Here is a 22,107-nt window from a genome sequence, read left to right as displayed (position 1 = left end):
CTCCGGTACGGGCTCAGCGGACGGTCGGGGCGGAGGCGGCGTCGCCCTCGGCGCGCACGGTGGCCAGGTCGCGGTCCTTGGTCTCCCGGGCGACGAAGACGGTGATCAGGGTGACCACGGCGGCGATCAGTACGTAGATCATGACCGGCACGGCGGAGCCGTACTGCTGCAGCAGGGCCACCGCGATCAGCGGGGCGATGCCGCCGGCGACGATCGAGGCGAGCTGCGCGCCGACCGACACGCCCGAGTAACGCATCCGGGTGGCGAACAGCTCGGAGAAGAACGCGGCCTGCGGGCCGTACATCGCGCCGTGCAGGATCAGGCCGACCGTGACCGCCAGGGTGACCGCGAAGAAGTTCTTCGTGTCGATCAGCGGGAAGAAGGCGAAGGCCCACACGCCCACCCCGGCCGCGCCGATCAGGTAGACCGGGCGACGGCCGAGCCGGTCGGACAGCGCGCCCCACATCGGGATCGAGAAGAAGTGGATGGCCGAGCCGATCAGCACCGCGTTGAGCACCGTGGGCTTGTCCAGGTCCGCCGCCTCGGTGGCGTACACCAGCACGAACGCGGTGATCACGTAGTAGGAGACGTTCTCCGCGAAGCGGGCGCCGATCGCGATGAGGACGTCGCGCCAGTGGTAGCGGAACACGTCGGCCATGGGCGTGCGCTTGACCGGCTTGTGCTCGGCGTTGGCGACCGCCTGCTGGAAGATCGGCGACTCGCTGATGGACAGGCGGATCCACAGGCCGATCAGCACCAGGACACCGGAGAGCAGGAACGGGATGCGCCAGCCCCAGCTGTTGAACGCCTCGTCGCTCTGGAACGCGGCCAGCAGCGCGAGCACCGCGGTGGCCAGCAGGTTGCCGCCGGGGGCGCCGGACTGCGGCCAGGAGGCCCAGAACCCACGCCGCTTCGGGTCGCCGTGCTCGGAGACGATGAGCACCGCGCCGCCCCACTCGCCGCCGAGGGCGAAGCCCTGGACCAGCCGCAGGGCCGTCAGCAGCAGCGGGGCCGCGGCGCCGACCGTCGCGTAGGTCGGCAGGCAGCCGATCAGGAAGGTCGCGGCCCCCATCAGCAGCAGGCTGATGACCAGGAGCTTCTTACGGCCGAGGAGGTCACCGTAGTGACCGAAGACGAGCGCGCCGAGCGGGCGGGCCACGAAGCCGACGGCATAGGTCAGGAACGCCAGCAGGGTGCCGGTGAGCGGGTCGGACTTGGGGAAGAAGAGGGCGGGGAAGACCAGCGCGGCGGCGGATCCGTACAGAAAGTAGTCGTACCACTCGATCGTCGTGCCGATCAGGCTGGCGGCGACGATCTTGCCGATAGGGGTTCGGGTTTTTTCTGGCATCTCACTCACCAAGGGGTTGCGCTGTTGGGGGGATGTCGGCTCACGGTACGTAGTGACCGGCATCACTCCTATGGGTGCGGTCCCCATAGCCGGAGGAGAGGGTATGTGGGCGCCCGAGATCACGACACCTGACGGGACGGGCGGTAAGGGGGCTTACCCGATTGTGACCTATGTGCCCGGGACGGCGGACCCGGGCGGCGCGGACCCGGGCGGCGCGGACCCGGGCGGCGCGGACCCGGGCGGCGCGGACCCGGGCGGCGCGGACCCGGGCCGGGCCGATGGGCGGCCGCGGGTCCGACCGGTCGCCGGGCCGCGGGAAAGGGCCGCGGGTCAGTTGCTGAGGCGGTGGAGGCGCAGGGCGAGCTGGATCTCCAGCGCCCGGTCGGGGTCCTGCCAGCCCGCGCCGAGGAGCCGGCCGATCCGGTCCAGCCGCTGGGTGACGGTGTTGACGTGGATGTGCAGGGCCTCCGCGGTGCGCGACAGCGAGCCCCCGGAGGCGAAGTAGGCGGTGAGCGTGCGCTCCAGGGCGGTCCCCCGGCGCGCGTCGTAGGTGAGCACCGGGCCGAGCGTCGAGGTCAGGAACGCCTCGATGTCGTGCCCGTCGCCGACGAGCAGCCCGACGAAGCCCAGCTCGGCGGCGCTCGCGCCGTCCCCCGTCCGGCCCAGCGCGAGCAGCGCGTCGGCGCAGCGCTGCGCCTCGCCGTGGGCGGCGGCGATCGGCTCCGAGCCGCGCACGGGGCCTGCGGCGCCCGCCGTGGCAGGGCGGCCGAGGGACGCGCTCAGCTCGGACGCCACCTGTCTGGCCAGGGGGCCGGGCCGGTCGCCGGGCAGCAGCAGAACCACCTCGTCGCCCCGCAGGGCGGCCAGGCCGCCCTTCAGCGTGGCCTGGGAGGAGGCCCAGAACGCGGCGCGCTCGCGCCCCCCGCCGTGGCGGACCACGATCACCACGTGGTCGGCGTTCAGGTCGACCCCGACCCGCCGGGCCCGCTGCGCCAGGCCGTCCAGGCCGGGCCGGGAGATCAGGTCGTCCAGCAGCTCGCCCCTGACCCGGCCCTCGGCCTCGGCGGCGGTGCGCCGTGACAGCAGCAGCAGCGCGGTGACCAGCGCGGCCCGCTCCAGGATGCGCTGGTCGGTGTCGGCCACCGGGTCCTCGTGCCGCAGCACCAGCGTGCACAGCGGCTCGCCGCCGACGTCCATCGAGGCGACCAGCAGGTTGCCCTTGCGGACCGTACGGCCCAGCGCCCGCGACGACCGCGCGGCCTCGGCGATGGCCTCCGCGGTGGTCCCGGCCGCCCGCCCGCCGCGCGCCGGGCCCTTCCCGGACCCGCCCGTCCCCTGATCGAGCGCGTCCTCGCCCGGGTCCAGCGCGCCGACGTCCCCGGTGATCGCCTGCCCGGTCTCGTCCAGGACGACCAGCGAGCCGCCGAGCACCTCGGTGACCACGGCGGCGACGTCCCGGACCCCGCCGCCGCGCAGCACCAGCCCGGCCATCCGGTCGTGCGCCAGCGCGGCCCGCTCCACCGCCTCGCCGTGCGCCTTGGCCTGCCGGCTGGCCTCGCTGAGCTCCTCCAGGGCGTTCCGGGTCTCCTGCAGCAGCCGGGCGTTGTCGATGGCCACCGCCGCGTGCGCGGCCAGTGAGCCGAGCAGCACCACCTCGTCCTGGGTGAACGGCCGCACGCTCCGGTTGGAGGCGAACAGCACGCCGATGACCCGCGCGCCCAGCTTCAGCGGAACGCCGAGGATGGCCACCAGGCCCTCGTCGTGGACGGCCTCGTCGATGTGCGCCTTGTGGTTGAACCGCTCGTCGGAGAAGTAGTCGGCCGTCGCGTACGGCGTGGCGGTCTGGGCGACCAGCCCGCCCAGACCGGCGCCCATGGCCAGCCGCACGTTGCGGAACTTCGCCGACACCGAGCCGTCGGTCACCCGCATCCGGGTGTCGCCCCGCTCGGGGTCGATCAGTGTCATGTAGGCGACGTCGGTGCCCAGGAGCTGCCGGGCCCGGCGCACGATCGCCTCCAGCACGGCGTCGAGGTCGCGCAGTCCCGCCAGGTCGCTCGCCGTGTCGAACAGGGCGGCCAGCTCCGCCTCCCGCCGGGCCCGGCGCCACAGCTGCGCCCGCACCTTCAGCGCGGTGAGCTTGGCGTCCTCCAGCTCGGCGAGCGTGGCCGCGTCCACCCCGGCGGCGCGGGCGGCCAGGATGGGCCCCTCGAACTCGACCGACGACGCTTCCCTGGCCAGCAGTTCGAGGTAGATCCCTACGTTCATACCCTCCATTGTCGCGGCGCTTCCTATCTATCCCGATCTGCCCCGGTATCGCTCACCGCTGGGCACGGGGAGCGATCCGCCGGGTGCGGGGAGCGGCCCGCCGGGTGCGGGGAGCGGCCCGCCGGCCGTCCCCGCGCCGCGGGCGCGCGGTGGTGCCCGGCCCGCGCCCCGCACGGGCCGGGGGTCAGTGGGCGGTCCAGCCGCCGTCGACGGGCAGGGACACCCCGGTGAGGAACGAACCGTGCGGGCCGCAGAGGTAGGCGACCAGCTCGGCCACCTCCTCCGGCTCGATCAGCCGCTTGATCGCGGCAGGGGCCAGCATGATCTTCTCGATCACCTCGTCCCTGCCGATCCCGTGCGTCTCGGCCTGGGCGTCGACCTGCTTCTCGACCAGCGGCGTGCGGACGTAGGCGGGACACACGCAGGTGGAGGTGACCCCGTGCGGGGCTCCCTCCAGGGCGATGACCTTCGACAGGCCCTCCAGCGCGTGCTTGGCCGTGACGTACGCCGCCTTGTACGGCGAGGCGCGCAGCCCGTGGATCGAGGAGATGTTGACGATCCGGCCCCAGCCGCGCTCGTACATCCCCGGCAGGACCGACCTGACCAGCAGGAAAGGGGCCTCGACCATGACCTTCATGATCTTGGAGAAGACCTCCGGCGGGAAGTCCTCGATCGGCGCGACGTGCTGGAAGCCCGCGTTGTTGACCACGATGTCCGTGCCCGGGGGGAGGGCGTCGGTGAAGTCCGGGGCCGACAGGTCCGCGACCACCGGCGTGCCGGACACCTCCGTGGCCACCTTCGCGGCGGCCTCCGCGTCCATGTCGACCACCACCACGTGCGCCCCGGCGGCGGCCAGGCGGTGTGCGCAGGCACGCCCGATCCCGCTGCCCGCCCCGGTCACCACGGCCCGGCGTCCTGTCAGGTCCATCATGCCGCCGAATGTATGCAATCGGCCGAACACCGGCCCATGTACGCGGTCGCCATAGTCCCATGGTCGGCTATGTGTGCGTCGCGGGTCCCCCGGGGTGCCGGGCGGTCCACCCGCCCGGCCGGGGCGGGCGGCGCGGGACGGCCGCCGGCGGTCCACCCGTTCGGCCGGAGGCGTAGGGCGGTCGCCGGGTGGCCCGCCTCCCTGTCCGGGACGGCCCCCGGCGGTTCGCCTGCCCGTCCGGGACGGCCGTCGGGCGGTGACCGGCGGATCGGTGTCGCGACCGCCGCCCGGTCCTCAGACGGTGACCGGGTAGGTCAGCGCCAGCTCGTCGCCCGGCAGGCCCCGGATGCCCCAGTTGACCTGCGGCGCCTCCAGGAGCACGATCTCCAGGTCCTCGGACGGCAGGCCGAGGACCTCCCGCGCCCTGGCGAACAGGGTGCGGATCAGGTCGCGCTTGGCCTGCGGGGAGCGGCCCTCGAAGCAGATGATCTCCACGATGAGATACCGCTCGCTCCGCTGCGGACAGACCATGTCCTCGGCGTCCAGCAGCAGGAACCGGTGGAACCGCTTTTCCGCGGGGAGCTTCCACGCCTCCGTCAGGCAGCCGTGGACGGTGTCGGAGAGCTCCCGGCGCCGGTCGGCCCAGACGTCGCGGCGGCCGTAGAACTTGACCTGTGCCATGGTTCGATTCTCCTGCGGGGAGGCCCCGGACGTCCGTCCGGGGCGGAATCGGGGACACCGAGTCTTCCATGTCTCCCGCGTCTCCCACGGCGTCCCCGGCCGCCTGACGGCCTGACGGCCTGACCGTACCCGGGGCGCCGGGCGCGGGTCGTCCGCCGCCGCGTCGCCGTCCGCTCCGCCCATGACCCTCAGGAGCCCCCGCGGCTCCCCGGTCTCCGGCGGGGGAGCCGCGTCAGGACGGTCGCCGGGTCATGGACAGCACGTCCAGCAGGTCGTCGAGCTGTTCCTCGGTGACGGCGCCAGAGGCGACGTGGCCGCGCTCGACGACGACCTCGCGGATCGTCCTGCGCTCGGCGAGGGCCTGCTTGGCGATCTTCGCCGCCTCCTCGTAGCCGACGTACCGGTTGAGGGGCGTGACGATCGACGGGGACGACTCGGCGTACTCGCGCATCCGGTCGGCGTTGGCCGTGACGCCCTGGACGCACCGGTCGGCCAGCAGCCGGGAGACGTTGGCGATCAGCCGGATGGACTCCATGATGTTGCGGGCGATGACCGGCAGCATCACGTTGAGCTCGAAGTTGCCCGAGGCCCCGGCGAACGCGATCGCCGCGTCGTTTCCGATGACCTGGGCGGCGACCATGTGCGTCGCCTCGGGGATCACCGGGTTGACCTTGCCCGGCATGATCGACGATCCCGGCTGGAGGTCGGGCAGGTCGATCTCGCCGAGGCCGGCCCTGGGGCCCGAGCCCATCCACCGCAGGTCGTTGGCGATCTTGTTGAGCGAGACGGCGACCGTACGGAGCTGGCCGGAGAGCTCCACGATCGCGTCCCGCGCGCCCTGGGCCTCGAAGTGGTCGGGAGCCTCGGAGAACGGCAGCCCGGTGGCCTCCCGGAGCTTCTCGATGACCTTGGGCACGAAGCCGGGCGGGGTGTTGATCCCGGTGCCGACGGCCGTGCCGCCCAGCGGGAGCTGAACCAGGTGCGGGATGGCCGAGCGCACCCGGGCGACGGCGTTGTCGATCTGGGTGGCGTACCCGCCGAACTCCTGGCCGAGGGTGACCGGCGTGGCGTCCATCAGGTGGGTGCGGCCGGACTTGACCACGCCCTCGAACTCCAGCGACTTGCTCCGCAGCGCGGTGGCCAGGTGCCGCAGCGAGGGGATCAGGTGGTAGGTCACCTCGGTCGCGGCGGCGACGTGGATGGAGGTGGGGAAGACGTCGTTGGACGATTGCGAGGCGTTGACGTGGTCGTTGGGATGGACCGGACGGCCCAGCCGCTCCTCGGCCAGGGTGGCGATCACCTCGTTGGCGTTCATGTTGGAGGAGGTGCCGGAGCCCGTCTGGAAGACGTCGATCGGGAACTCGGAGTCCCATTCGTTCTCGGCGACGTCGGTGGCCGCCTCGGCGATCGCCTGCGCCAGGTCCTTCTCCAGGACCCCGAGTTCGGCGTTGACCTCGGCGGCGATCGCCTTGATCAGGCCGAGGGCGGCGATGTGCGGGCTCTCCAGCCCCCGCCCGGATATCGGGAAGTTCTCCACCGCCCGCTGTGTCTGCGCCCGCCACTTCGCGTCCGCCGGAACCTGTACCTCGCCCATCGAGTCGTGCTCGATCCGGTATTCGGTCATGGGTCCAGTCTGCGTCCTGCCGGATAAAGCCGTAATTCAGCATCCTCCGGACGAACCACTCCGGCTCCGGATCGGCCGGCACCGACCGACCGTCCGACCGTCCGTGCGTGCGGCGCCGGTCGTCCGTGCGGCGGCGCCGACCCCCGCCGGCGCCGCCGCGTCTCCGTACGGCGGTGCCGCCGCGTCAGCCCTTCGGCTGCTGGAAGCGGATCATGTTGCCCGCCGGGTCGCGGAAGGCGCAGTCGCGGACGCCGTACGGCTGGTCGATCGGCTCCTGGACGACCTCGGCGCCGGACGCACGGACCTCCTCGAAGACGGCGTCGCAGTCCGGGGTGGCGAAGACGACGGCGCGCAGCAGGCCCCTGGCGAGCAGGTCGCCCAGCGCGGCGACGTCCTTCGGGTCGGCGTTCGGGTCGGCCTCGAGGGTCTCCAGGACGACGTTGACGTCCGGCTGCGACGGCGGGCCCATGGTCAGCCAGCGCGCCTTCCCGTACGCGACGTCGTTGCGGACCTCCAGGCCGAGCGCGTCCCGGTAGAAGGTGAGCGCCTTCTCGGCGTCGTCGACGGTGATGTAGCAGTAGTGCAGGGTGAGTTCCATGCCGATCACGCTATGGCCGGCGATCCCTCCGGGACTTCTCGATTCCTGACCGGTTCGGCGGGACACCGGTCGCCGGGTGTCCGTGAAGGCGGTGCTTGGCGCGGGCCGCCGGATGCCCGTGAAGGCGGTGCGTCAGGCGAAGGCGGCCACCGCCATGATGATGATCACGATCAGCGCGACGGCGGCGATCCCCAGGAGGGCGATCAGGCCGATGCGGGTACGGGGCGGTGTGGTGTTCTGCACGCCCTTGCCGCCCTGCCCGGCGATCGCGAACAGGTCGGTGCCCAGCCCGTGGGAGCGGAGCTGGTCACCGGTGAGCCGGGCCCCGGGGGCGGCTCCGGGGCCCCGCGCGTGGTCCCAGGGCGCTCCGGGTCCGCCGGGATCGCCGTGCGCCCCGACGGGGGGCAGCATGCGGGTGTCCGCGGCGCCCTCGTTCGCCGGTCCCGGCGCCGCCGGGGCACGGGGTGGGAAAGCCTGTGCCGAAGACGGCCCCCGGGCCGGAGACGCGGTCCCGGGCCCGCCGGGTGGCCGGTCATGGGAGCCGAGCGCCTGGTCGCGGGCGGGCAGGCGGAGGCCCCCCTGCGGGCGGGCGACCACCATGGTCCGGTCGGCGTCGAACTCCCCGTCCTCACCGGGAGGCGTGCCCGCCGGGCCCCGCGGCGCCGGGGACGCGCCGCCGGGTGCGGAGGGGGCGGACGGTGCGGCACCGGACGCGGCGGGCCGGGAGGCCGGGAGACCGTACGGCGGCGTGGCCGGGCGCCCGGTCTTCGGCGCGGCGGTCCCGGGCGGCCGCGGAGGCTCCGTTGACTGCGGCGGCCGCGGGGGCTGCGGCGAGGGCCGCGGGGGCTGCGGGGCCGGATGCGGGCTCGGCTCCGGGGCCCGGAAAGCGGTGGGCTGGGGAACGGGGGAGGCGGAGGGGTGCGGCGCGGGCGGCGCGGAGGGGACGGGCCGTGCCGCGAACGTGCCGGTGGAGGGGATCTCGTCCGGCGAGGCGGGATGCCCGGCGCCCGGGGCCGCCGGGCCCGCGGGGGCGTCGGCCACGGCGCGGAGCATCGCCATCGCCCTGCCCGGTTCGGGCCGCGCGCGGAAGTCGCGCTCCAGGAGCCGCTCCAGAACGGGCCGCAGCGGCCCGGCCAGCACCGGCGGATCGACCCGGTCGGTCATCAGGGCGGCCAGGGTCTCCGACACCGAGGACCGCTCGTAGGCGGGCCTGCCCTCCACCGCGAAGTACAGCGTGGCGCCCAGGGACCACAGGTCGGACTCCGGACCGGTGTACTCGCCGCGTGCCCGCTCCGGCGGGGTGTATCCCGGCGAGCCGATGACCATGCCGGTGCTGGTGAGGCTGTCGTCCCCCTCGGCCTTGGCGATGCCGAAGTCGGTGAGCACGACCCGGCCGCTCTCGGTGAGCAGCACGTTGCCGGGCTTGACGTCGCGGTGCAGCACCCCCTGGGCGTGAGCGGCGCGCAGCGCCCCGAGGAGGTCGACGCCGATCTCGGCGACGAGCCTGGGCGGCAGCGGTCCCTCCTCCTCGATCACCTGCTCCAGGGAACGGGCGTGCACCAGCTCCATGATGATCCAGGGGCTGTCGCCCTCGATGATCGCGTCATGGACGGTGGCCACCGAGGGGTGGCCGATGCGGGCGGCCGTACGGCCCTCGCGGATCATGCGCTCCCGGAGCTCGGCGCGCTGGGCGTCGCTGAGACCGCGCTCCTGCCGGATCTCCTTGATCGCGACTTCGCGCCCGAGGGAACGGTCGTAGGCCCGCCACACCGTGCCCATCGTGCCCCGGCCGATCGGAGCGATCAGCTCGTAGCGGTTCGCGAGCAGGCGCCTCTGCTGTTCCGGCATGAGAAGAAGATAGCGATTGTTGGTTGTAGATCGCTTTACCCGCGCTTGCGAAGCTTTTTCGGCCAGAGGAGACGCGGCAGCATCAGCCTGATCATCGGCGTCAGGATCGGCCCGAACGGCTGCGGGGCGGGAAGCCGCTCCACCGGCTTGCGGTGCACGCCCTCGGCCGGACGCCGGTGGCCCCGCAGCGGCCCCGTCGGCGTCGGGGTCGGCGCGGCGGGGGCCTGGAACGGGCCCGGCGGCGGCACGAACGACGGGGGAGCGCTCTGCGGGCCGACCCGGTGCAGCCCGCGGTGCTGCGGACGGCGGTTGAACGACGGCACCGTGATCGTCGTGCCGTTCCGCAGCGGGCGGGGGATCGGCTCCTCCACCACCCCGCCGGCCGCCACCCGGGCGAGCAGCAGCGAGGCACGGACCGCGTCGAGCCGGGTCGCCGGGTCGATGGCGAGCAGGCCGCGCAGCACCGGGGTCAGCGGCCCGGCCTTCTCCATCGGGATCGGCTCGCCGCTGGTGAGCGCGGCCAGCGCGGCGGCGGCCGTACGGCGTCCGTGCAGGCCGCGTCCCTCGACGGCGGTGTAGAGGGTCGCGCCCAGTGACCACAGGTCGGCGGCCGGGCTGGCCTTGGCGCCCAGGACGCGCTCGGGGGAGATGTATCCGGCCGAGCCGAGCACCATGCCCGCCTGGGTGATCGGCACGTCCCCCTCCAGCGCGGCCAGGCCGAAGTCGGTGAGCACCGCCCGCTCGGGCGTCACCAGGACGTTGCTGGGCTTGACGTCGCGGTGCAGGATGCCCTTGGCGTGCACGGCGCGCAGCGCGCCGAGGACCTGCCGCCCGATCTCGGCGACCTGGCGGGGCGGGAGCGGGCCGTGATCCTGAAGGAGCTGCTCCAGCGACCTGGCGCGGAGCAGCTCCATCACGATCCAGGGGCGCTCGTCCTCCGTCACCACGTCGTAGACCGTGATCACCGACGGATGGGCGACCATCGCGGTGGCCCGCCCCTCGCGCTCGGTCCTGGTGCACAGCTCGGCCCGGAGGTCCTCGTCGAGGACCAGGGGCAGCCGCACCTCCTTGACCGCCACCTCCCGGTCGAGCCATTCGTCGTGCGCGCGCCAGACGGTGCCCATGCCGCCGCGCCCGACCGGCTCCGCCAGCCGGTAGCGCGCTGCGAGAAGGTATCCGGAGGGCGCACGCATGATTGGCAGCTTACCGATTTGCGTATTGAGACCTGTAGACACCGGGCCGAAACTTCTTGCGATCTTCTGTCAGATTTTCGTACTCGTCATGGTCGATAAACACTCGGTGACCTCCGCCGCCCGTCCGGCTTCCCGGTTTCCCGTGTATTCAGACGCGCGTTCCGGCTTTACGGGTGACGGCCATACCCGGCGCGCATGACGCCGGGCCGCGGCCGCCGCCTTCCGGGGACGGGGCGCTCAGGACGGCCCCGCGCCCGCCGCGTAGGACCACCCCGACCAGCGGTCCACCTCGACGACCACCACGGGCCCCTCCGGCGGGCGGTCGCGGTACGGCGGGTAGCGCGCGGCGAGCCGGGCGAGCGCCCGCTCCCGCTCGGCGCCCTCGCCGGCGATCCGGGCCCGCCCGTCGGCGCGCGCCCACCACAGCCGCGACCAGTCGTCGTCGTAGTGGTCCGCCAGCAGGCACACCCGGTCGTTGGCCGCGATGTTGCGCAGCCGGCGCAGGTCCGTGGTGCGCTTGGGCTTGTGGTCGACGGCGAACGCGATCACGTCGCCGTCGACCTCGAAGGTGACCGGCACGAGGTGGGGCGTGCCGCGGGCGTCGGCGGTGGCCAGCCGGGCGACCCTGGCCGTCCGGAACCTCTCCCTGGCCTCACCCGCGTCCATCGGCGGTCAGCGGCGGCCGATGGACAGGACGGGGCCGGTCGTGTCGGCGAAGAAGTCGTCTCCCTTGTCGTCCACCACGATGAACGCGGGGAAGTCCTCGACCTCGATCCGCCAGACCGCCTCCATCCCCAGCTCGGGGTACTCCAGAACCTCGACCTTCCTGATGCAGTCCTGGGCGAGGCGGGCGGCCGGGCCGCCGATGGAGCCGAGGTAGAAGCCGCCGTGGGCCTTGCAGGCGTCGGTGACCTGCTTGGAGCGGTTGCCCTTGGCAAGCATGATCATGGAGCCGCCGGCGGCCTGGAAGCGCTCGACGTAGGAGTCCATCCGGCCGGCCGTGGTGGGGCCGAAGGAGCCGGAGGCGTAGCCCTCGGGGGTCTTGGCGGGGCCGGCGTAGTAGACCGCGTGGTCCTTCATGTACTGCGGCATCTCGCCGCCGTCGTCGAGGAGCTCGGCGATCTTGGCGTGTGCGATGTCGCGGGCCACGACCAGGGGGCCGGTCAGCGAGAGGCGGGTCTTGACCGGGTACCTGCTCAGCTCGGCGAGGATCTCCGGCATCGGGCGGTTGAGGTCGATGCTCACCACGTCGTCGGAGAGCTGCTCGTCGGTGGTGTCCGGCAGGAACCGCGCGGGGTCGGTCTCCAACTGCTCCAGGAAGATCCCCTCGGGGGTGATCTTGGCCAGGGCCTGGCGGTCGGCGCTGCAGGAGACCGCGATGGCGACCGGGCAGGAGGCGCCGTGGCGGGGGAGGCGGATGACGCGGACGTCGTGGCAGAAGTACTTGCCGCCGAACTGCGCGCCGATGCCCAGCTTCTGGGTCAGCTCGAAGACCTTGGCCTCCAGGTCGAGGTCGCGGAAGCCGTGGCCGCTGGGGGATCCCTCGGTGGGGACGGTGTCGAGGTAGCGGGCGCTGGCGTACTTGGCCGTCTTCAGCGCGAACTCCGCGGAGGTGCCGCCGACGACGATCGCCAGGTGGTACGGCGGGCACGCGGCCGTGCCGAGGGAGCGGATCTTCTCCTCCAGGAAGGCGAGCATCCGCTTCTCGTTGAGGACGGCCTTGGTCTCCTGGTACAGGAACGACTTGTTGGCGCTGCCGCCGCCCTTGGCCATGAACAGCAGCTTGTACTCGTCGGGGTGGCCGTGCGGGTCCTCGGCGTACAGCTCGATCTGGGCGGGGAGGTTGGAGCCGGTGTTCTTCTCCTCCCACATGGTCAGGGGTGCCATCTGGGAGTAGCGCAGGTTCAGCCGGGTGTAGGCGTCGTACACGCCGCGTGAGACGTGCTCGGCGTCGGCGCCGTCGGTGAGCACGTGGCGGCCGCGCTTGCCCATCACGATCGCGGTGCCGGTGTCCTGGCACATCGGCAGCACCCCGCCGGCCGAGATCGAGGCGTTCTTCAGCAGGTCGAGGGCGACGAAGCGGTCGTTCCCGCTGGACTCCGGATCGTCGATGATCTTTCGGAGCTGGGCGAGGTGGGACGGCCGCAGGTAGTGGGAGATGTCGTGGATCGCGGTCTCGGTCAGCAGTCGCAGCGCCTCGGGGTCGACCTCCAGGAACCTGCGGCCCGCGGCCTCGACCACGCGCACCCCGTCGGTGCCGATCAGCCGGTACGGGGTCTCGTCCGGTCCCAGGGGGAGCAGGTCGGTGTAGTCGAACTCGGGCATCGTCTTTGATCCTCCGTGCCGCGTGGCTGCTTCCGGTGCCCCTAGAGGGTAAGCCCTCGTGCCGGGCGCTCCACCCGGGTGGGCGGACGACACGAAAGGAAATAAGTCATTTAATGAACCATTAGCGGCTTATGACGTCTCTTGTCCTTATATGTCCGAAAAAACGAGAGAAGCTAAGAGATGAGGCCGGGTCAGGGACCCGGTGGAAAGCCGAGGGCCGTCATGACTACCGGACACATCGTTATGCTCGCGATCGTCGCTCTCATCATCGTCGCCGGCCTCGCCGTGTCGCTGATCGCCATCACGCTCCGGAACATCAGGGAAGACGGCGGGCAGACGCCTCAGTGGCCGGTGAGCTGGCCGGAGCCTCCCACGGAGCTGCCGCAGCAGCGGGTGAAGCTGCCCCACCAGCGGCGGGCGAGCCTGCCGCGGGCGAAGAGCCGCCAGCCCCACTGAGCGCCCCGCCGTACGGCCCGCCGGGGCCGGGTGAAGGGCCGGTGAGGGCGTCGCGCGGGGAGGTGACGGGAGACCGGCGCGGTCCGCCGAGCCCGATCGCGATCCCGGCGACCACCAGCGCAGCCCCGGCCAGGTCGGGGAGCGTGGGCGCGCCCAGGCCCAGCACGGTGCCCGCGACGATGGCGCCGACCGGCATCATCCCGGCGAACAGCCCGGCGGTCCCGGGCCCGAGACGGGGCAGCGCGCCGTACCAGAGGAGGAACGCGACGGTGGTCACGAGCACCGCCTGGTACGCGAGACCCGCTGCCTCCGCCGCGGACGGCACGCGCAGCATCGCCGTGCCGTCCGCGAGCCATCCGGCGGCGGCCAGCAGCGGCACGGCCAGCGCCGACGAGTAGGCCGACACCCGCACCGCCCCGAACCGGGGCAGCAGCGGCACGGCCAGCAGCGTGAAGGACACCTCGCAGCCCAGCGCCGCCAGCGACCACAGCAGGGCGGGGAGGTCGCCGCTGCCCAGCCCGGTGGCGAGGACGGCCCCCGCGGCCACCACCGTGGCCGCCCCGACCGTCCGCGGCGACGGCCGCCCGCTGATCAGGGCCATGACGATCGGGGACATGCCGAGGACGGTCCCGGCCAGCGCCGGCCCGCCGTGCCGGGCGGCCTCGCTCAGGCACACGTTGAAGGCGGCCAGCCCGAACAGCGCCAGCGCCACCAGCAGGGCCGCCTCCCGGGGGCGGGGCCGCAGGAACCGCAGGCCGGACGCGCGGGCGACGGCGAACAGCAGCACGGCGGCCACCAGGTAACGCAGCGCCTGGCCGCCGTAGACCGGGTAACCGCCGATCGCCTCGGACACCCCGGCCAGGGTGCCGACCATGAACATCCCCGTGGCGGCCTGCACCGGGCCGCGCATCTCCCGGCGTCCCCGGCCGACCGGCCCTCCCCGGGACGCCGTACGGCCTCCCGCCGGGCCCCCGGCGCCGTCTCCGGCCCCGCCTCCTGATCCTCCCCGGCGGGCCGCGCGGCCGGTGAAGGTGACATCCGCTTTCACGCGGTGAATGCTATGGAGCCAATGGTCCCCGTGAAGGGTCCAATGAAGCTGTAAGAATGAGGACCAATTGGCCGATCTGCACCTCACCATCGACCGCGCGGCGGGCGGGATCACCGGCCAGATCGCCCGTGAACTGCGCGAGGCCGTACGGCGGGGCCGGCTCGCCCCGGGAGAGCGGCTGCCGGCCAGCCGCGAACTGGCCAGGGACCTCGGGCTGTCGCGCGGCGTGGTCGTGGAGGCATACGAGCAACTCGTCGCGGAGGGGTTCCTGGTCTCCCGGGTCGGCGTGGGCACCAGCGTGGCCCCGGCGGCGGGCCGGGCGGGCGACGAGGAGGCCCGCGACCTTCCTGCGCCGGCCGCGGAACCGTACTACGGTCCCCGTTCCACCATTCCCGACCTGGGATCCTTTCCCCGGGAACGGTGGCTCGCCGCGCTCAGGCGGACGCTCGCCACGCTGCCCGCCGACGCGCTGGACTACGGCGACCCCGGCGGCGTCCGGGAACTGCGCGAGGAGCTGGCCGCCTACCTGGGACGGGTCCGGGCGGCCGACGTCCGCCCGGAGAACCTGATGATCGTGGGCGGGGTGGCCCAGGGACTGAGCCTCACGGTCCGGGCCCTGGCCGGACCGCCGCCCGACGGCAGGGCCGGGCGTGACCTGGCCTGGTTCGCCGACCGCGCCACGCGCCCGGAGCCGCCCCCGGGCCGGATCCGGCTGGCCGTCGAGGACCCGGCCAGCCTGCGGCAGCTCCCTCTGCTGCACACCGCAGGGGCCGACCTGGTCACGGTGCCGGTGGACGAGGAGGGCGTCGACGTCCGCGCCCTGGCCGCCACCGGCGCGCGGGCGGTGCTGCTCACCCCCGCCCACCAGTACCCCACCGGTGTGGTGCTCTCCCCCCGCCGCCGCGCCGAGCTGATCGAGTGGGCCGCGGGGACGGGGGCGACGATCCTGGAGGACGACTACGACGCGGAGCTCCGCTTCGACCGCGACCCGGTGGGCTGCCTGCAGGGGCTCGCCCCGGACCGGGTGGTCCTGGCCGGGAGTGTGAGCAAGTCGCTGGCGCCGGGCCTGCGCCTCGGCTGGGTGGCGGCCCCGCCGGAGATCGCCGAGTCGATACGGCGGGCCCGCGGCGAGCTGGACCTCGGCTCACCGGTCCTGGAGCAGTACGCGCTGGCGGACCTGATCCGTGACGGCGGCTACGACCGGCACCTGCGGAGGATGCGCCGGGAGTACCGCGTCCGGCGCGACGCCCTCACCCGGGCGCTGGCCGGGCACCTCCCCGAGGTCACGGTGCGCGGCGTCTCCGCGGGACTGCACCTGCTCGCCGAGCTGCCCGGCGACTGGGACGAGCGGCAGGCCGCCGAGGCCGCCGGGCGGTGCGGCCTCGGCGTCGAACCGGTGGGCCCGATGCGGCGCGCGCCGGGGCCGCCCGCGCTGGTCATGGGGTTCGCCCGGCTGCCGGCCCACCGCGCGGCCGAGGCGGTCCGGGCCTTCGCCCGCGAACTCCACGAGTTCCACGAGCCCCGGGAACTCCACGAGTTCCACGAGACCCGGGAACTCCACGAGCCCCGGGAACTCCACGAGACCCGGGAACTCCACGAGCCCCGGGAACTCCACGAGATCCGCGAGCTCCGGGAGTCTTGAGAGAACCCGGGAGGAACCCGGGAACCCCGCGGGACCCACGAGTTTCGGAAGCTTCGCGGGTCCCGCGAGCCCCGCGGAACCCGGGCGGACCACCGGTCCGGCGCCGACGGATCATCGATATGTCCTGACAAACCTTGACTGACCAGGATTCCTTGCCTAGAACGGGAGTTCCAGCGGCTTGTCCCACGGAGGCGTCATGCGCGGTGCTCTGCCGTACGTCAGCCGGCCCGGCGTGCTTCCCGCCGTGCCCCCGGTCGCGCGTTCCCGGCGCGGAACGGCGGTGACCCCGTGAGGACGGCCGGAGCCCCCATCTCGTGGGGGGTGTGCGAGGTCCCGGGCTGGGGCCGCCAGCTCGACCGTTCCCGGGTGCTCGCCGAGATGCGGGACCTCGGCCTGACGGCCACCGAGCTCGGGCCCTACGGTTTCCTGCCCCTCTCTCCGACACGCTGCCGCTCCATGCTGGAGGGGTACGGCCTGCGCGCCGTCGGCGGGTTCGTCCCCGTGGTCCTGCACGAACCCCGCTACGACCCCCTCCCCGAGGTGCGCGCCGCCCTGCGGGCGTTCCGGGACGGCGACGTGGAGGTGCTCGTGCTCGCCGCGGCCGCGGACGAGGAGGGGTACGACAAAAGGCACGCCCCGGGCGCCCAGGGCCGCGACGCCAGACACGTCCCGGACGCCCAGGGCTGGAAGACCCTGCTGGCCAACCTGAAGCGGATCATGAAGACCGCGGAGGAGTTCGGCCGTACGGTGACCCTCCACCCGCACGTCGGGACCGTGGTGGAGAGTGCCGAGGAGGTGGAGCGCGTCCTCGACGGCAGCGCCGTGCCGCTCTGCCTGGACACCGGCCACCTGCTCGTCGGCGGCGCCGACCCCGCCGGGGTGGCCGCCCGGGCCGCCGGGCGGATCGCCCACGTGCACCTCAAGGACGTCGACGCCGGTCTCGCCGCGCGGGTCAGGGCGGGGGAGACGCCCTACGCCCGCGCGGTGCGGGAAGGGCTGTACCGGCCCCTGGGCCGGGGCGATGTGGACGTCGCGGGCGTCGTCACGGGCCTGGCCGCCGCCGGATACGACGGGTGGTACGTCCTGGAGCAGGACGTCGTCCTCGGCCAGGACGACGACGCCCCCCGGCGGCACATGGCGGAGAGCCTGGCCTACCTGCGCGGCCTCGACGGCGGGCCGGCCGCCGGGGAAGAAGGGCCGTGAGCGAGGCCGTGCGGGCCGCCACGCCGCCGATGCCGCTTTCGGGCGGCGATCCGGGGGAAACGCCCGAACGGGCCCGCACCGCCTGGCGCGCGGCGCTCCGGCTCCCCGGCGCGCGGGGGCTTGTGACCGGCCGCGCGTTGCTGTACCCCTCCGATGACGACGTGGCCGCGGCCGGGGACACGGCCGTGGGAATGCTGGAGGTTGCACCGATGAGCGAGCGACCCGACCGCGACACCCGATCCGGGCCCGCCCGGACGCCGCACGCCGGGCCCGCCGCCCAGGCGCCGGCCGGGGAGGCGCCATGACGTTCGTCCCGGCGGGCAGCACGGCGCGGTCCCCCTGGGCCCTGTGGATCACTCCGGAGACGGCGGGCTGGACCTACGCCGGCCTCCGCGTGCTCTGCCTGTCCGGCGAGAGCGTCGACTTCTCCACCGGCGACGAGGAGATGCTGGTCCTGCCGCTGTCGGGCTCGTGCGAGGTCCGCTGCGACGGGACGCGGTTCGTCCTGCACGGCCGTACCTCGGTCTTCTCCGAGATCAGCGACTTCGTCTACCTCCCCGTCGGCGCGAGCGTGCGGATCACCGGCTCGGGCCGTTTCGCGTTCCCCGCCGCCCGTGCGCGGCGCAGCTTCCCCGTCCGGTACGGCGCGGCGCGCGACGTGCCCGTCGAGGTGCGCGGGGCCGGGCAGGCCACCCGCCAGGTCAACAACTTCTGCGCGCCCGACGCCTTCGAATGCGACAGGCTGGTCGCGGTGGAGGTGCTGACCCCGGGCGGCAACTGGTCGTCCTACCCGCCGCACAAGCACGACACCGCCTCGGCGCGCGAGGCGGTGCTGGAGGAGATCTACTACTTCGAGGGCGGGCCCGGCTACCAGCGGGTCTACGGCGGTCACGAGACGCTGGCGGAGGTGGCGGGCGGGGACGTGGTGCTCGTGCCGCGCGGCTACCACGGCCCGTCGATGGCCGCCCCCGGCTACGACCTGTACTACCTCAACGTGCTGGCCGGCCCCGCGGAGAAGCGGACCATGGCCTGCGCCGACGATCCCCGGCACGCCTGGGTCCGCTCCTCCTGGGCCGAGCAGACGATCGACCCGCGCGTCCCGATGGCCAAGGCGCCGTGATGAGCACCGTCCGGCTGATCGTGGCGCAGGCGCTGGTGCGGTTCCTCGCGACGGTCCCCGGCCCGGCGCCGGAGACCACCGCCTGGTGGGACGTCCCGGTCGCCGAGGTGTCGCGGGACCCGGTGACCCGGGCGGCGCGGGAGCGCTACGAGGACGCCAGACGCGACCGGCGCCCCTACCTCTGAGGACCGGGCCCCTGAACCGGGTCTCTGAACCGGGTCTCTGAACCGGGCCTCTGAGGACCGGGGCGGACGCGCGCCCGCTCCGGCCGTCGCGGCGGCTAGGGTCGAAGGCGTGGAAAGTTCTCAGCCTCCGGTCGTCCCCGGTCGCGGGGGAGAGCCTCGCCCCGGCGACCTGCGGGCGGGCATCGCCGACCGGGAGCGGGTGGCCGCCGTGCTCGGCGACGCGCTCGCCGACGGGCGGCTCGACCCCGCCGAGCACGAGGAGCGCGTCGAGGCGCTCTACCGGGCCAGCACCCTCGGGGAGCTCACCGCGCTCACGGCCGACCTGCTTCCCCCCGAGGCCCAGCCGCTGCGGACCGACATCCGCGCGGTGACGGCGTTCTTCGGCTCACAGGAGCGCTCGGGCCGCTGGGTGGTGCCCACCCGCTTCCCCGCGACCGCGATCTGCGCCAACGTCGTGCTCGACCTGCGCGAGGCCATGCTGCAGTCGAGCCGCGTCACCGTCCAGGCCACGGTGCTGTGCGGAACCCTCACGCTGATCGTCCCGGAGGGCGTCCGGATCGAGATGGCCGCCTCGACCGTCATGGGCGGCATGCACAACCAGGTGCCGCCCGCGCCCGGCGGTCCGGTCATCGAGATCACCGGGATGGTCGGCATGGGGAGCGTCGTGGCCAAGCCGCCCAAGCGCCCACGACGCTCCTGGTTCCGCCGCTGACGGCCCCGCCGCTCACGATCCCGTCGCCGGGTCCGCTCCGGCCCGGTCCGTGCGAGGTCCGGCTCACACCGGGCCCGGACGGCGGCGGGCTCAGCTCGCGCTGTCGAAGTTGATCGCGCTGTAGGCGCGCAGCTTCCAGAGCTGGTGCTCGCTCTCGATCCTGCGGATCGTGCCGGACCGGCCCCGCATGACCAGGGAGTTGGTCACGGCGTGCCTGCCGTGGTAGCGGACGCCCTGCATGAGCTCGCCGTCGGTGATCCCGGTGGCCGCGAAGAACACGTCGTCGGACCTGACCAGGTCGTCGGTGGTCAGCTTGGCGTCCAGGTCGAGGCCGGCGTCCAGCGCCCGGCGCCGCTCGGCGTCGTCCTGCGGCCACAGCCTGCCCTGGATGACGCCGCCCAGGCACTTGATCGCGCAGGCCGCGATGATGCCCTCGGGGGTGCCGCCGATGCCGAGCATCAGGTCCACGCCGGTGCCCCGGCGGACGGCCATGATCGCGCCGGCCACGTCGCCGTCGGTGATCAGCTTGATCCGCGCGCCGGCCTCCCGGACCTCCCTGATGATCTTCTCGTGGCGGGGCCGGTCGAGGATGACCACGGTCACGTCCGACGGCTCACCGCCCTTGGCACGTGCCACGGCGGCGATGTTGTCGGCCACGGGCGCGTCGATGTCCACCGCGTCGGCGGCGTCCGGGCCGGTGACGAGCTTGTCCATGTAGAAGACGGCCGAGGGGTCGTACATCGAGCCGCGCTCGCTGACCGCGATCACCGAGATCCCGTTCGGCATGCCGAGGGCGGTCAGGCGGGTGCCGTCGATCGGGTCCACGGCCACGTCGCACTCGGCGCCGCTGCCGTCCCCCACCTCCTCGCCGTTGTAGAGCATCGGCGCGTTGTCCTTCTCGCCCTCGCCGATCACCACCACGCCCCTCATCGACACGGTGTTGATCAGCTGGCGCATCGCGTTCACCGCGGCGCCGTCGGCACCGTTCTTGTCGCCGCGCCCGACCCAGCGGGCGGCGGCCATCGCGGCGGCCTCGGTGACCCGGACCAGCTCCAGGGCGAGGTTGCGGTCGGGCGCGTGCTCACCCGTGGCGAGTGCGGCGGGGACGGACATCTGGTCGGACATGGAGAAGGGCCCCTCTCGTCGATTACGACAACGATCGTAGTTGTCCCCCTTTTCTGCCCGGCTGGGGAGGATAATGTGCCGTCCCGACTCCACCTCCCGCCCGAGAGCGGGGGTTCCCACAGAGGTGATCGATGAGCGGCGAAACGGTACGGCCCGCGGCACGGCCGGTGGCCGGCGCGTCCCAGCGGGGCTCCGAGCGGGGCGCCGCCACGCGCGTCGCGCTCCTGGCGGCCGCGCGGGAGACCTTCGTCGAGAGCGGCTTCGCCGAGGCCGGGGTCACCGACGTGGTCGGACGGGCCGGGGCCAGCGTCGGCAGCCTCTACCACCATTTCTCCGGCAAGGCCGACCTCTACCTGACCCTGTTCGAGGAGTTCCAGACCCGCCAGACCCAGCGGACCAGGCAGGCCGTCCAGGAGGCCCGCGCCGGCGGCGAGAGCGACCCGATGCGGCTGTTCATCGCCGGGGCCCGCGCCTACCTGGAGGGGTGCCTGGCCGAACGCGAGCTGTCCGCGCTGTTCCTGCGCGGCGACGGGCCGCCCGGCTTCGAGGTCGTCATGCGCGACCGGCTGCGCCAGTGGGCCAAGCGCAACGCCACCCTCTTCGACGGGGACGAGGGCGCGCTGGTGGTGGTCCTCACCGGGGCGCTGGCCGCCGCCGTGTCGGAGGTCGCCCTCTCGGAGGACGAGGCCGCCTCCCGCGAGCTGGCCGAGAACGTACTGGCCATCATCGGGCAGATCCGCCGCCCCTGACCCTCCTCGGAGGGCCGTCCCCTCCGGTGGCCCCGGCGGTGCCGGCCACCCGGGAGGACCGGGGGCGTCCCCGGCTCGGGGACGCGGACGCGCCTTCCCGGAGGCTCCGGGACGCCTCGCCGTACCCGCCCCGGAGAACGGACCGCCCCGCCGGGCGGCTAGTCTCGACAATCGTGCGACGGTTCACTCAGGGTCTCTACGGCTACGCGTTCGCGATGCTCGTCTGCCTCGCGGCCGTCGGCCTCTTCCTGCTGGTCACGCCGCAGAGCAGGACCGAGCACATCCCCAGGGTCGACTACTCGATGGACGTGGCCAACCTGCGCCGCTCCGCGCCGTACGAGGTGTGGGCGCCGTCCCAGGTGCCGGCCCGCTGGATCCCGAACAGCTCGCGGGCGACCCAGGAGAAGGGCGTGACGACGTGGCGGCTCGGGTTCGCCACCGCCCGCCGCTCCCACGCGATGCTCGCCCAGAGCGACGAGAAGCCCGCCGCCGGCTTCGCCTCCCGGATGGCCGGCACCACCGAGGTCACCGGGAACATCCAGATCGGCGGCGTGACCTGGGAGCAGCGCTTCCGCGAGGACAAGAACCAGCGCTCCCTCGTCCGGCTCCTGCCCGACGCCACCGTCGTCGTCACCGGCACCGCCCAGTGGGACGAGCTGACCGCCCTGGCCGCCTCCCTCAGGCAGCAGCCGAAGCCGACCCCCTGACGCGCTCCCGGCGAGGCCGGGGGGGCCGGAGATCAGAAGGGCGAGTCGCCCGACAGGTCGGGCTGGCGGCGCTGCGCCATGGCGGCGGCGAGCTTCACCCGCGCGCCCTGCAGCCATTCCTCGCACACGGTCGCGAGCCTCTCGCCGCGCTCCCACAGCTCGATCGACTGCTCCAGCGTCAGCCCGCCCGCCTCGAGGCGGCGGACCACCTCGGTCAGCTCCTCGCGCGCCTGCTCGTACGACGGTGTCTTCTCATCGGCCACGTACCCACCATAGGCCGTACGGCCCGGCTCCCCGGTCCTCCCGCGGCCGTCACGGACACGTCCGCGGCGGAACGCCCGCTCCGG

Annotated in this window: 21 protein-coding genes; 8 read left to right on the top strand and 13 right to left on the bottom strand. The window is 73.6% G+C overall.

The features are described 5' to 3' along the window. Positions 1 to 13: 13 nt before the first annotated feature. From ACFYSC_RS04895 to ACFYSC_RS04845, 11 genes are all read right to left on the bottom strand, one after another. A complete protein-coding gene (locus tag ACFYSC_RS04895) occupies positions 14 to 1,348 on the bottom strand; it encodes an MFS transporter (RefSeq protein ID WP_389956747.1) in 1,335 nt (444 codons plus the stop codon). 330 nt (positions 1,349 to 1,678) lie between these two features. Further along, the gene (locus tag ACFYSC_RS04890; RefSeq protein ID WP_389956744.1) at positions 1,679 to 3,613 is read right to left on the bottom strand and encodes a helix-turn-helix domain-containing protein; all 1,935 of its coding nucleotides are present in this window, start codon (positions 3,611 to 3,613) and stop codon (positions 1,679 to 1,681) included. Positions 3,614 to 3,797: 184 nt separating this feature from the next. After that, positions 3,798 to 4,541 (bottom strand): 3-hydroxybutyrate dehydrogenase, encoded by a 744-nt coding sequence (locus ACFYSC_RS04885; RefSeq protein WP_389957927.1) that lies wholly within the window; start codon positions 4,539 to 4,541, stop codon positions 3,798 to 3,800. A gap of 297 nt (positions 4,542 to 4,838) precedes the next feature. Continuing rightward, positions 4,839 to 5,225, bottom strand: a complete 387-nt coding sequence (locus ACFYSC_RS04880) for a tautomerase family protein (RefSeq protein WP_389956741.1) — start codon at positions 5,223 to 5,225, stop codon at positions 4,839 to 4,841. Between the two features lie 232 nt (positions 5,226 to 5,457). Further along, positions 5,458 to 6,849 carry a class II fumarate hydratase gene (locus tag ACFYSC_RS04875; protein ID WP_389956739.1) on the bottom strand — a complete coding sequence of 464 codons (1,392 nt, stop codon included), beginning with the start codon at positions 6,847 to 6,849 and terminating at the stop codon, positions 5,458 to 5,460. Positions 6,850 to 7,033: 184 nt separating this feature from the next. Beyond that, positions 7,034 to 7,447, bottom strand: a complete 414-nt coding sequence (locus ACFYSC_RS04870; RefSeq protein ID WP_389956736.1) for a VOC family protein — start codon at positions 7,445 to 7,447, stop codon at positions 7,034 to 7,036. Between the two features lie 132 nt (positions 7,448 to 7,579). After that, the gene (locus ACFYSC_RS04865; RefSeq protein WP_389956734.1) at positions 7,580 to 9,295 is read right to left on the bottom strand and encodes a serine/threonine-protein kinase; all 1,716 of its coding nucleotides are present in this window, start codon (positions 9,293 to 9,295) and stop codon (positions 7,580 to 7,582) included. Positions 9,296 to 9,330: 35 nt separating this feature from the next. Then, a complete protein-coding gene (locus ACFYSC_RS04860; protein WP_389956731.1) occupies positions 9,331 to 10,488 on the bottom strand; it encodes a serine/threonine-protein kinase in 1,158 nt (385 codons plus the stop codon). A 237-nt stretch (positions 10,489 to 10,725) separates the two neighbouring features. Beyond that, entirely contained in the window at positions 10,726 to 11,154 is a 429-nt protein-coding gene (locus ACFYSC_RS04855; protein WP_389956728.1) for a TIGR03668 family PPOX class F420-dependent oxidoreductase, read from the bottom strand. Positions 11,155 to 11,160: 6 nt separating this feature from the next. Further along, entirely contained in the window at positions 11,161 to 12,813 is a 1,653-nt protein-coding gene (locus ACFYSC_RS04850) for a fumarate hydratase (protein ID WP_389956725.1), read from the bottom strand. A 316-nt stretch (positions 12,814 to 13,129) separates the two neighbouring features. Continuing rightward, positions 13,130 to 14,317 carry a DMT family transporter gene (locus ACFYSC_RS04845; protein WP_389956722.1) on the bottom strand — a complete coding sequence of 396 codons (1,188 nt, stop codon included), beginning with the start codon at positions 14,315 to 14,317 and terminating at the stop codon, positions 13,130 to 13,132. Positions 14,318 to 14,384: 67 nt separating this feature from the next. On the opposite strand from ACFYSC_RS04845, the gene ACFYSC_RS04840 reads away from it, so the two are divergent. The 6 genes from ACFYSC_RS04840 (at position 14,385) to ACFYSC_RS04815 (ending at position 19,179) form a co-directional block, all read left to right on the top strand. After that, a complete protein-coding gene (locus ACFYSC_RS04840; protein WP_389956719.1) occupies positions 14,385 to 15,959 on the top strand; it encodes a PLP-dependent aminotransferase family protein in 1,575 nt (524 codons plus the stop codon). A 288-nt stretch (positions 15,960 to 16,247) separates the two neighbouring features. Continuing rightward, on the top strand, positions 16,248 to 17,162 hold the full coding sequence (locus tag ACFYSC_RS04835; protein ID WP_389956716.1) for a TIM barrel protein: 915 nt from the start codon (positions 16,248 to 16,250) through the stop codon (positions 17,160 to 17,162). Then, complete coding sequence (locus tag ACFYSC_RS04830) at positions 17,159 to 17,467, top strand: hypothetical protein (protein ID WP_389956714.1); 309 nt, start codon at positions 17,159 to 17,161, stop codon at positions 17,465 to 17,467. Before ACFYSC_RS04835 ends, ACFYSC_RS04830 begins: the two co-directional genes overlap by 4 nt. Beyond that, complete coding sequence (gene iolB, locus ACFYSC_RS04825; RefSeq protein WP_389956713.1) at positions 17,464 to 18,282, top strand: 5-deoxy-glucuronate isomerase; 819 nt, start codon at positions 17,464 to 17,466, stop codon at positions 18,280 to 18,282. Before ACFYSC_RS04830 ends, iolB begins: the two co-directional genes overlap by 4 nt. Next, positions 18,282 to 18,467, top strand: coding sequence for a hypothetical protein (locus ACFYSC_RS04820; protein WP_389956710.1), 186 nt, complete (start codon positions 18,282 to 18,284; stop codon positions 18,465 to 18,467). Before iolB ends, ACFYSC_RS04820 begins: the two co-directional genes overlap by 1 nt. 109 nt (positions 18,468 to 18,576) lie before the next feature. Next, on the top strand, positions 18,577 to 19,179 hold the full coding sequence (locus ACFYSC_RS04815; protein WP_389956709.1) for a DUF1707 domain-containing protein: 603 nt from the start codon (positions 18,577 to 18,579) through the stop codon (positions 19,177 to 19,179). Between the two features lie 90 nt (positions 19,180 to 19,269). Here ACFYSC_RS04815 and glpX read toward each other — a convergent pair whose 3' ends face one another. Next, positions 19,270 to 20,304 (bottom strand): class II fructose-bisphosphatase, encoded by a 1,035-nt coding sequence (gene glpX, locus ACFYSC_RS04810; RefSeq protein WP_389956706.1) that lies wholly within the window; start codon positions 20,302 to 20,304, stop codon positions 19,270 to 19,272. Between the two features lie 131 nt (positions 20,305 to 20,435). Here glpX and ACFYSC_RS04805 point away from each other — a divergent pair, with 131 nt between their 5' ends. Together ACFYSC_RS04805 and ACFYSC_RS04800 are read left to right on the top strand one after the other, a co-directional pair. Further along, complete coding sequence (locus ACFYSC_RS04805; protein ID WP_389956703.1) at positions 20,436 to 21,053, top strand: TetR/AcrR family transcriptional regulator; 618 nt, start codon at positions 20,436 to 20,438, stop codon at positions 21,051 to 21,053. A 173-nt stretch (positions 21,054 to 21,226) separates the two neighbouring features. Continuing rightward, positions 21,227 to 21,760, top strand: a complete 534-nt coding sequence (locus tag ACFYSC_RS04800) for a DUF4245 domain-containing protein (RefSeq protein ID WP_389956700.1) — start codon at positions 21,227 to 21,229, stop codon at positions 21,758 to 21,760. 32 nt (positions 21,761 to 21,792) lie between these two features. Here ACFYSC_RS04800 and ACFYSC_RS04795 read toward each other — a convergent pair whose 3' ends face one another. After that, positions 21,793 to 22,023: an exodeoxyribonuclease VII small subunit gene (locus ACFYSC_RS04795; protein ID WP_179825432.1), complete on the bottom strand. Its 231-nt coding sequence runs from the start codon at positions 22,021 to 22,023 to the stop codon at positions 21,793 to 21,795. Positions 22,024 to 22,107: the final 84 nt, after the last annotated feature.

Origin of the sequence: Streptosporangium sp. NPDC004379, from assembly GCF_042873875.1 — a bacterium.
In the GTDB taxonomy this organism is placed as follows: domain Bacteria; phylum Actinomycetota; class Actinomycetes; order Streptosporangiales; family Streptosporangiaceae; genus Streptosporangium.
Note: the sequence above shows the minus strand (reverse complement) of the source record. Positions and strands in the feature narration are given on the sequence as shown.

Coding starts and splice junctions, on each gene's coding strand:
- ACFYSC_RS04895 (WP_389956747.1), bottom strand. CDS start 1,348: ATGCCAGAAAAAACCCGAACCCCTATCGGCAAGATCGTCGCCGCCAGC.
- ACFYSC_RS04890 (WP_389956744.1), bottom strand. CDS start 3,613: ATGAACGTAGGGATCTACCTCGAACTGCTGGCCAGGGAAGCGTCGTCG.
- ACFYSC_RS04885 (WP_389957927.1), bottom strand. CDS start 4,541: ATGGACCTGACAGGACGCCGGGCCGTGGTGACCGGGGCGGGCAGCGGG.
- ACFYSC_RS04880 (WP_389956741.1), bottom strand. CDS start 5,225: ATGGCACAGGTCAAGTTCTACGGCCGCCGCGACGTCTGGGCCGACCGG.
- ACFYSC_RS04875 (WP_389956739.1), bottom strand. CDS start 6,849: ATGACCGAATACCGGATCGAGCACGACTCGATGGGCGAGGTACAGGTT.
- ACFYSC_RS04870 (WP_389956736.1), bottom strand. CDS start 7,447: ATGGAACTCACCCTGCACTACTGCTACATCACCGTCGACGACGCCGAG.
- ACFYSC_RS04865 (WP_389956734.1), bottom strand. CDS start 9,295: ATGCCGGAACAGCAGAGGCGCCTGCTCGCGAACCGCTACGAGCTGATC.
- ACFYSC_RS04860 (WP_389956731.1), bottom strand. CDS start 10,488: ATGCGTGCGCCCTCCGGATACCTTCTCGCAGCGCGCTACCGGCTGGCG.
- ACFYSC_RS04855 (WP_389956728.1), bottom strand. CDS start 11,154: ATGGACGCGGGTGAGGCCAGGGAGAGGTTCCGGACGGCCAGGGTCGCC.
- ACFYSC_RS04850 (WP_389956725.1), bottom strand. CDS start 12,813: ATGCCCGAGTTCGACTACACCGACCTGCTCCCCCTGGGACCGGACGAG.
- iolB (WP_389956713.1), top strand. CDS start 17,464: ATGACGTTCGTCCCGGCGGGCAGCACGGCGCGGTCCCCCTGGGCCCTG.
- ACFYSC_RS04820 (WP_389956710.1), top strand. CDS start 18,282: ATGAGCACCGTCCGGCTGATCGTGGCGCAGGCGCTGGTGCGGTTCCTC.
- glpX (WP_389956706.1), bottom strand. CDS start 20,304: ATGTCCGACCAGATGTCCGTCCCCGCCGCACTCGCCACGGGTGAGCAC.
- ACFYSC_RS04805 (WP_389956703.1), top strand. CDS start 20,436: ATGAGCGGCGAAACGGTACGGCCCGCGGCACGGCCGGTGGCCGGCGCG.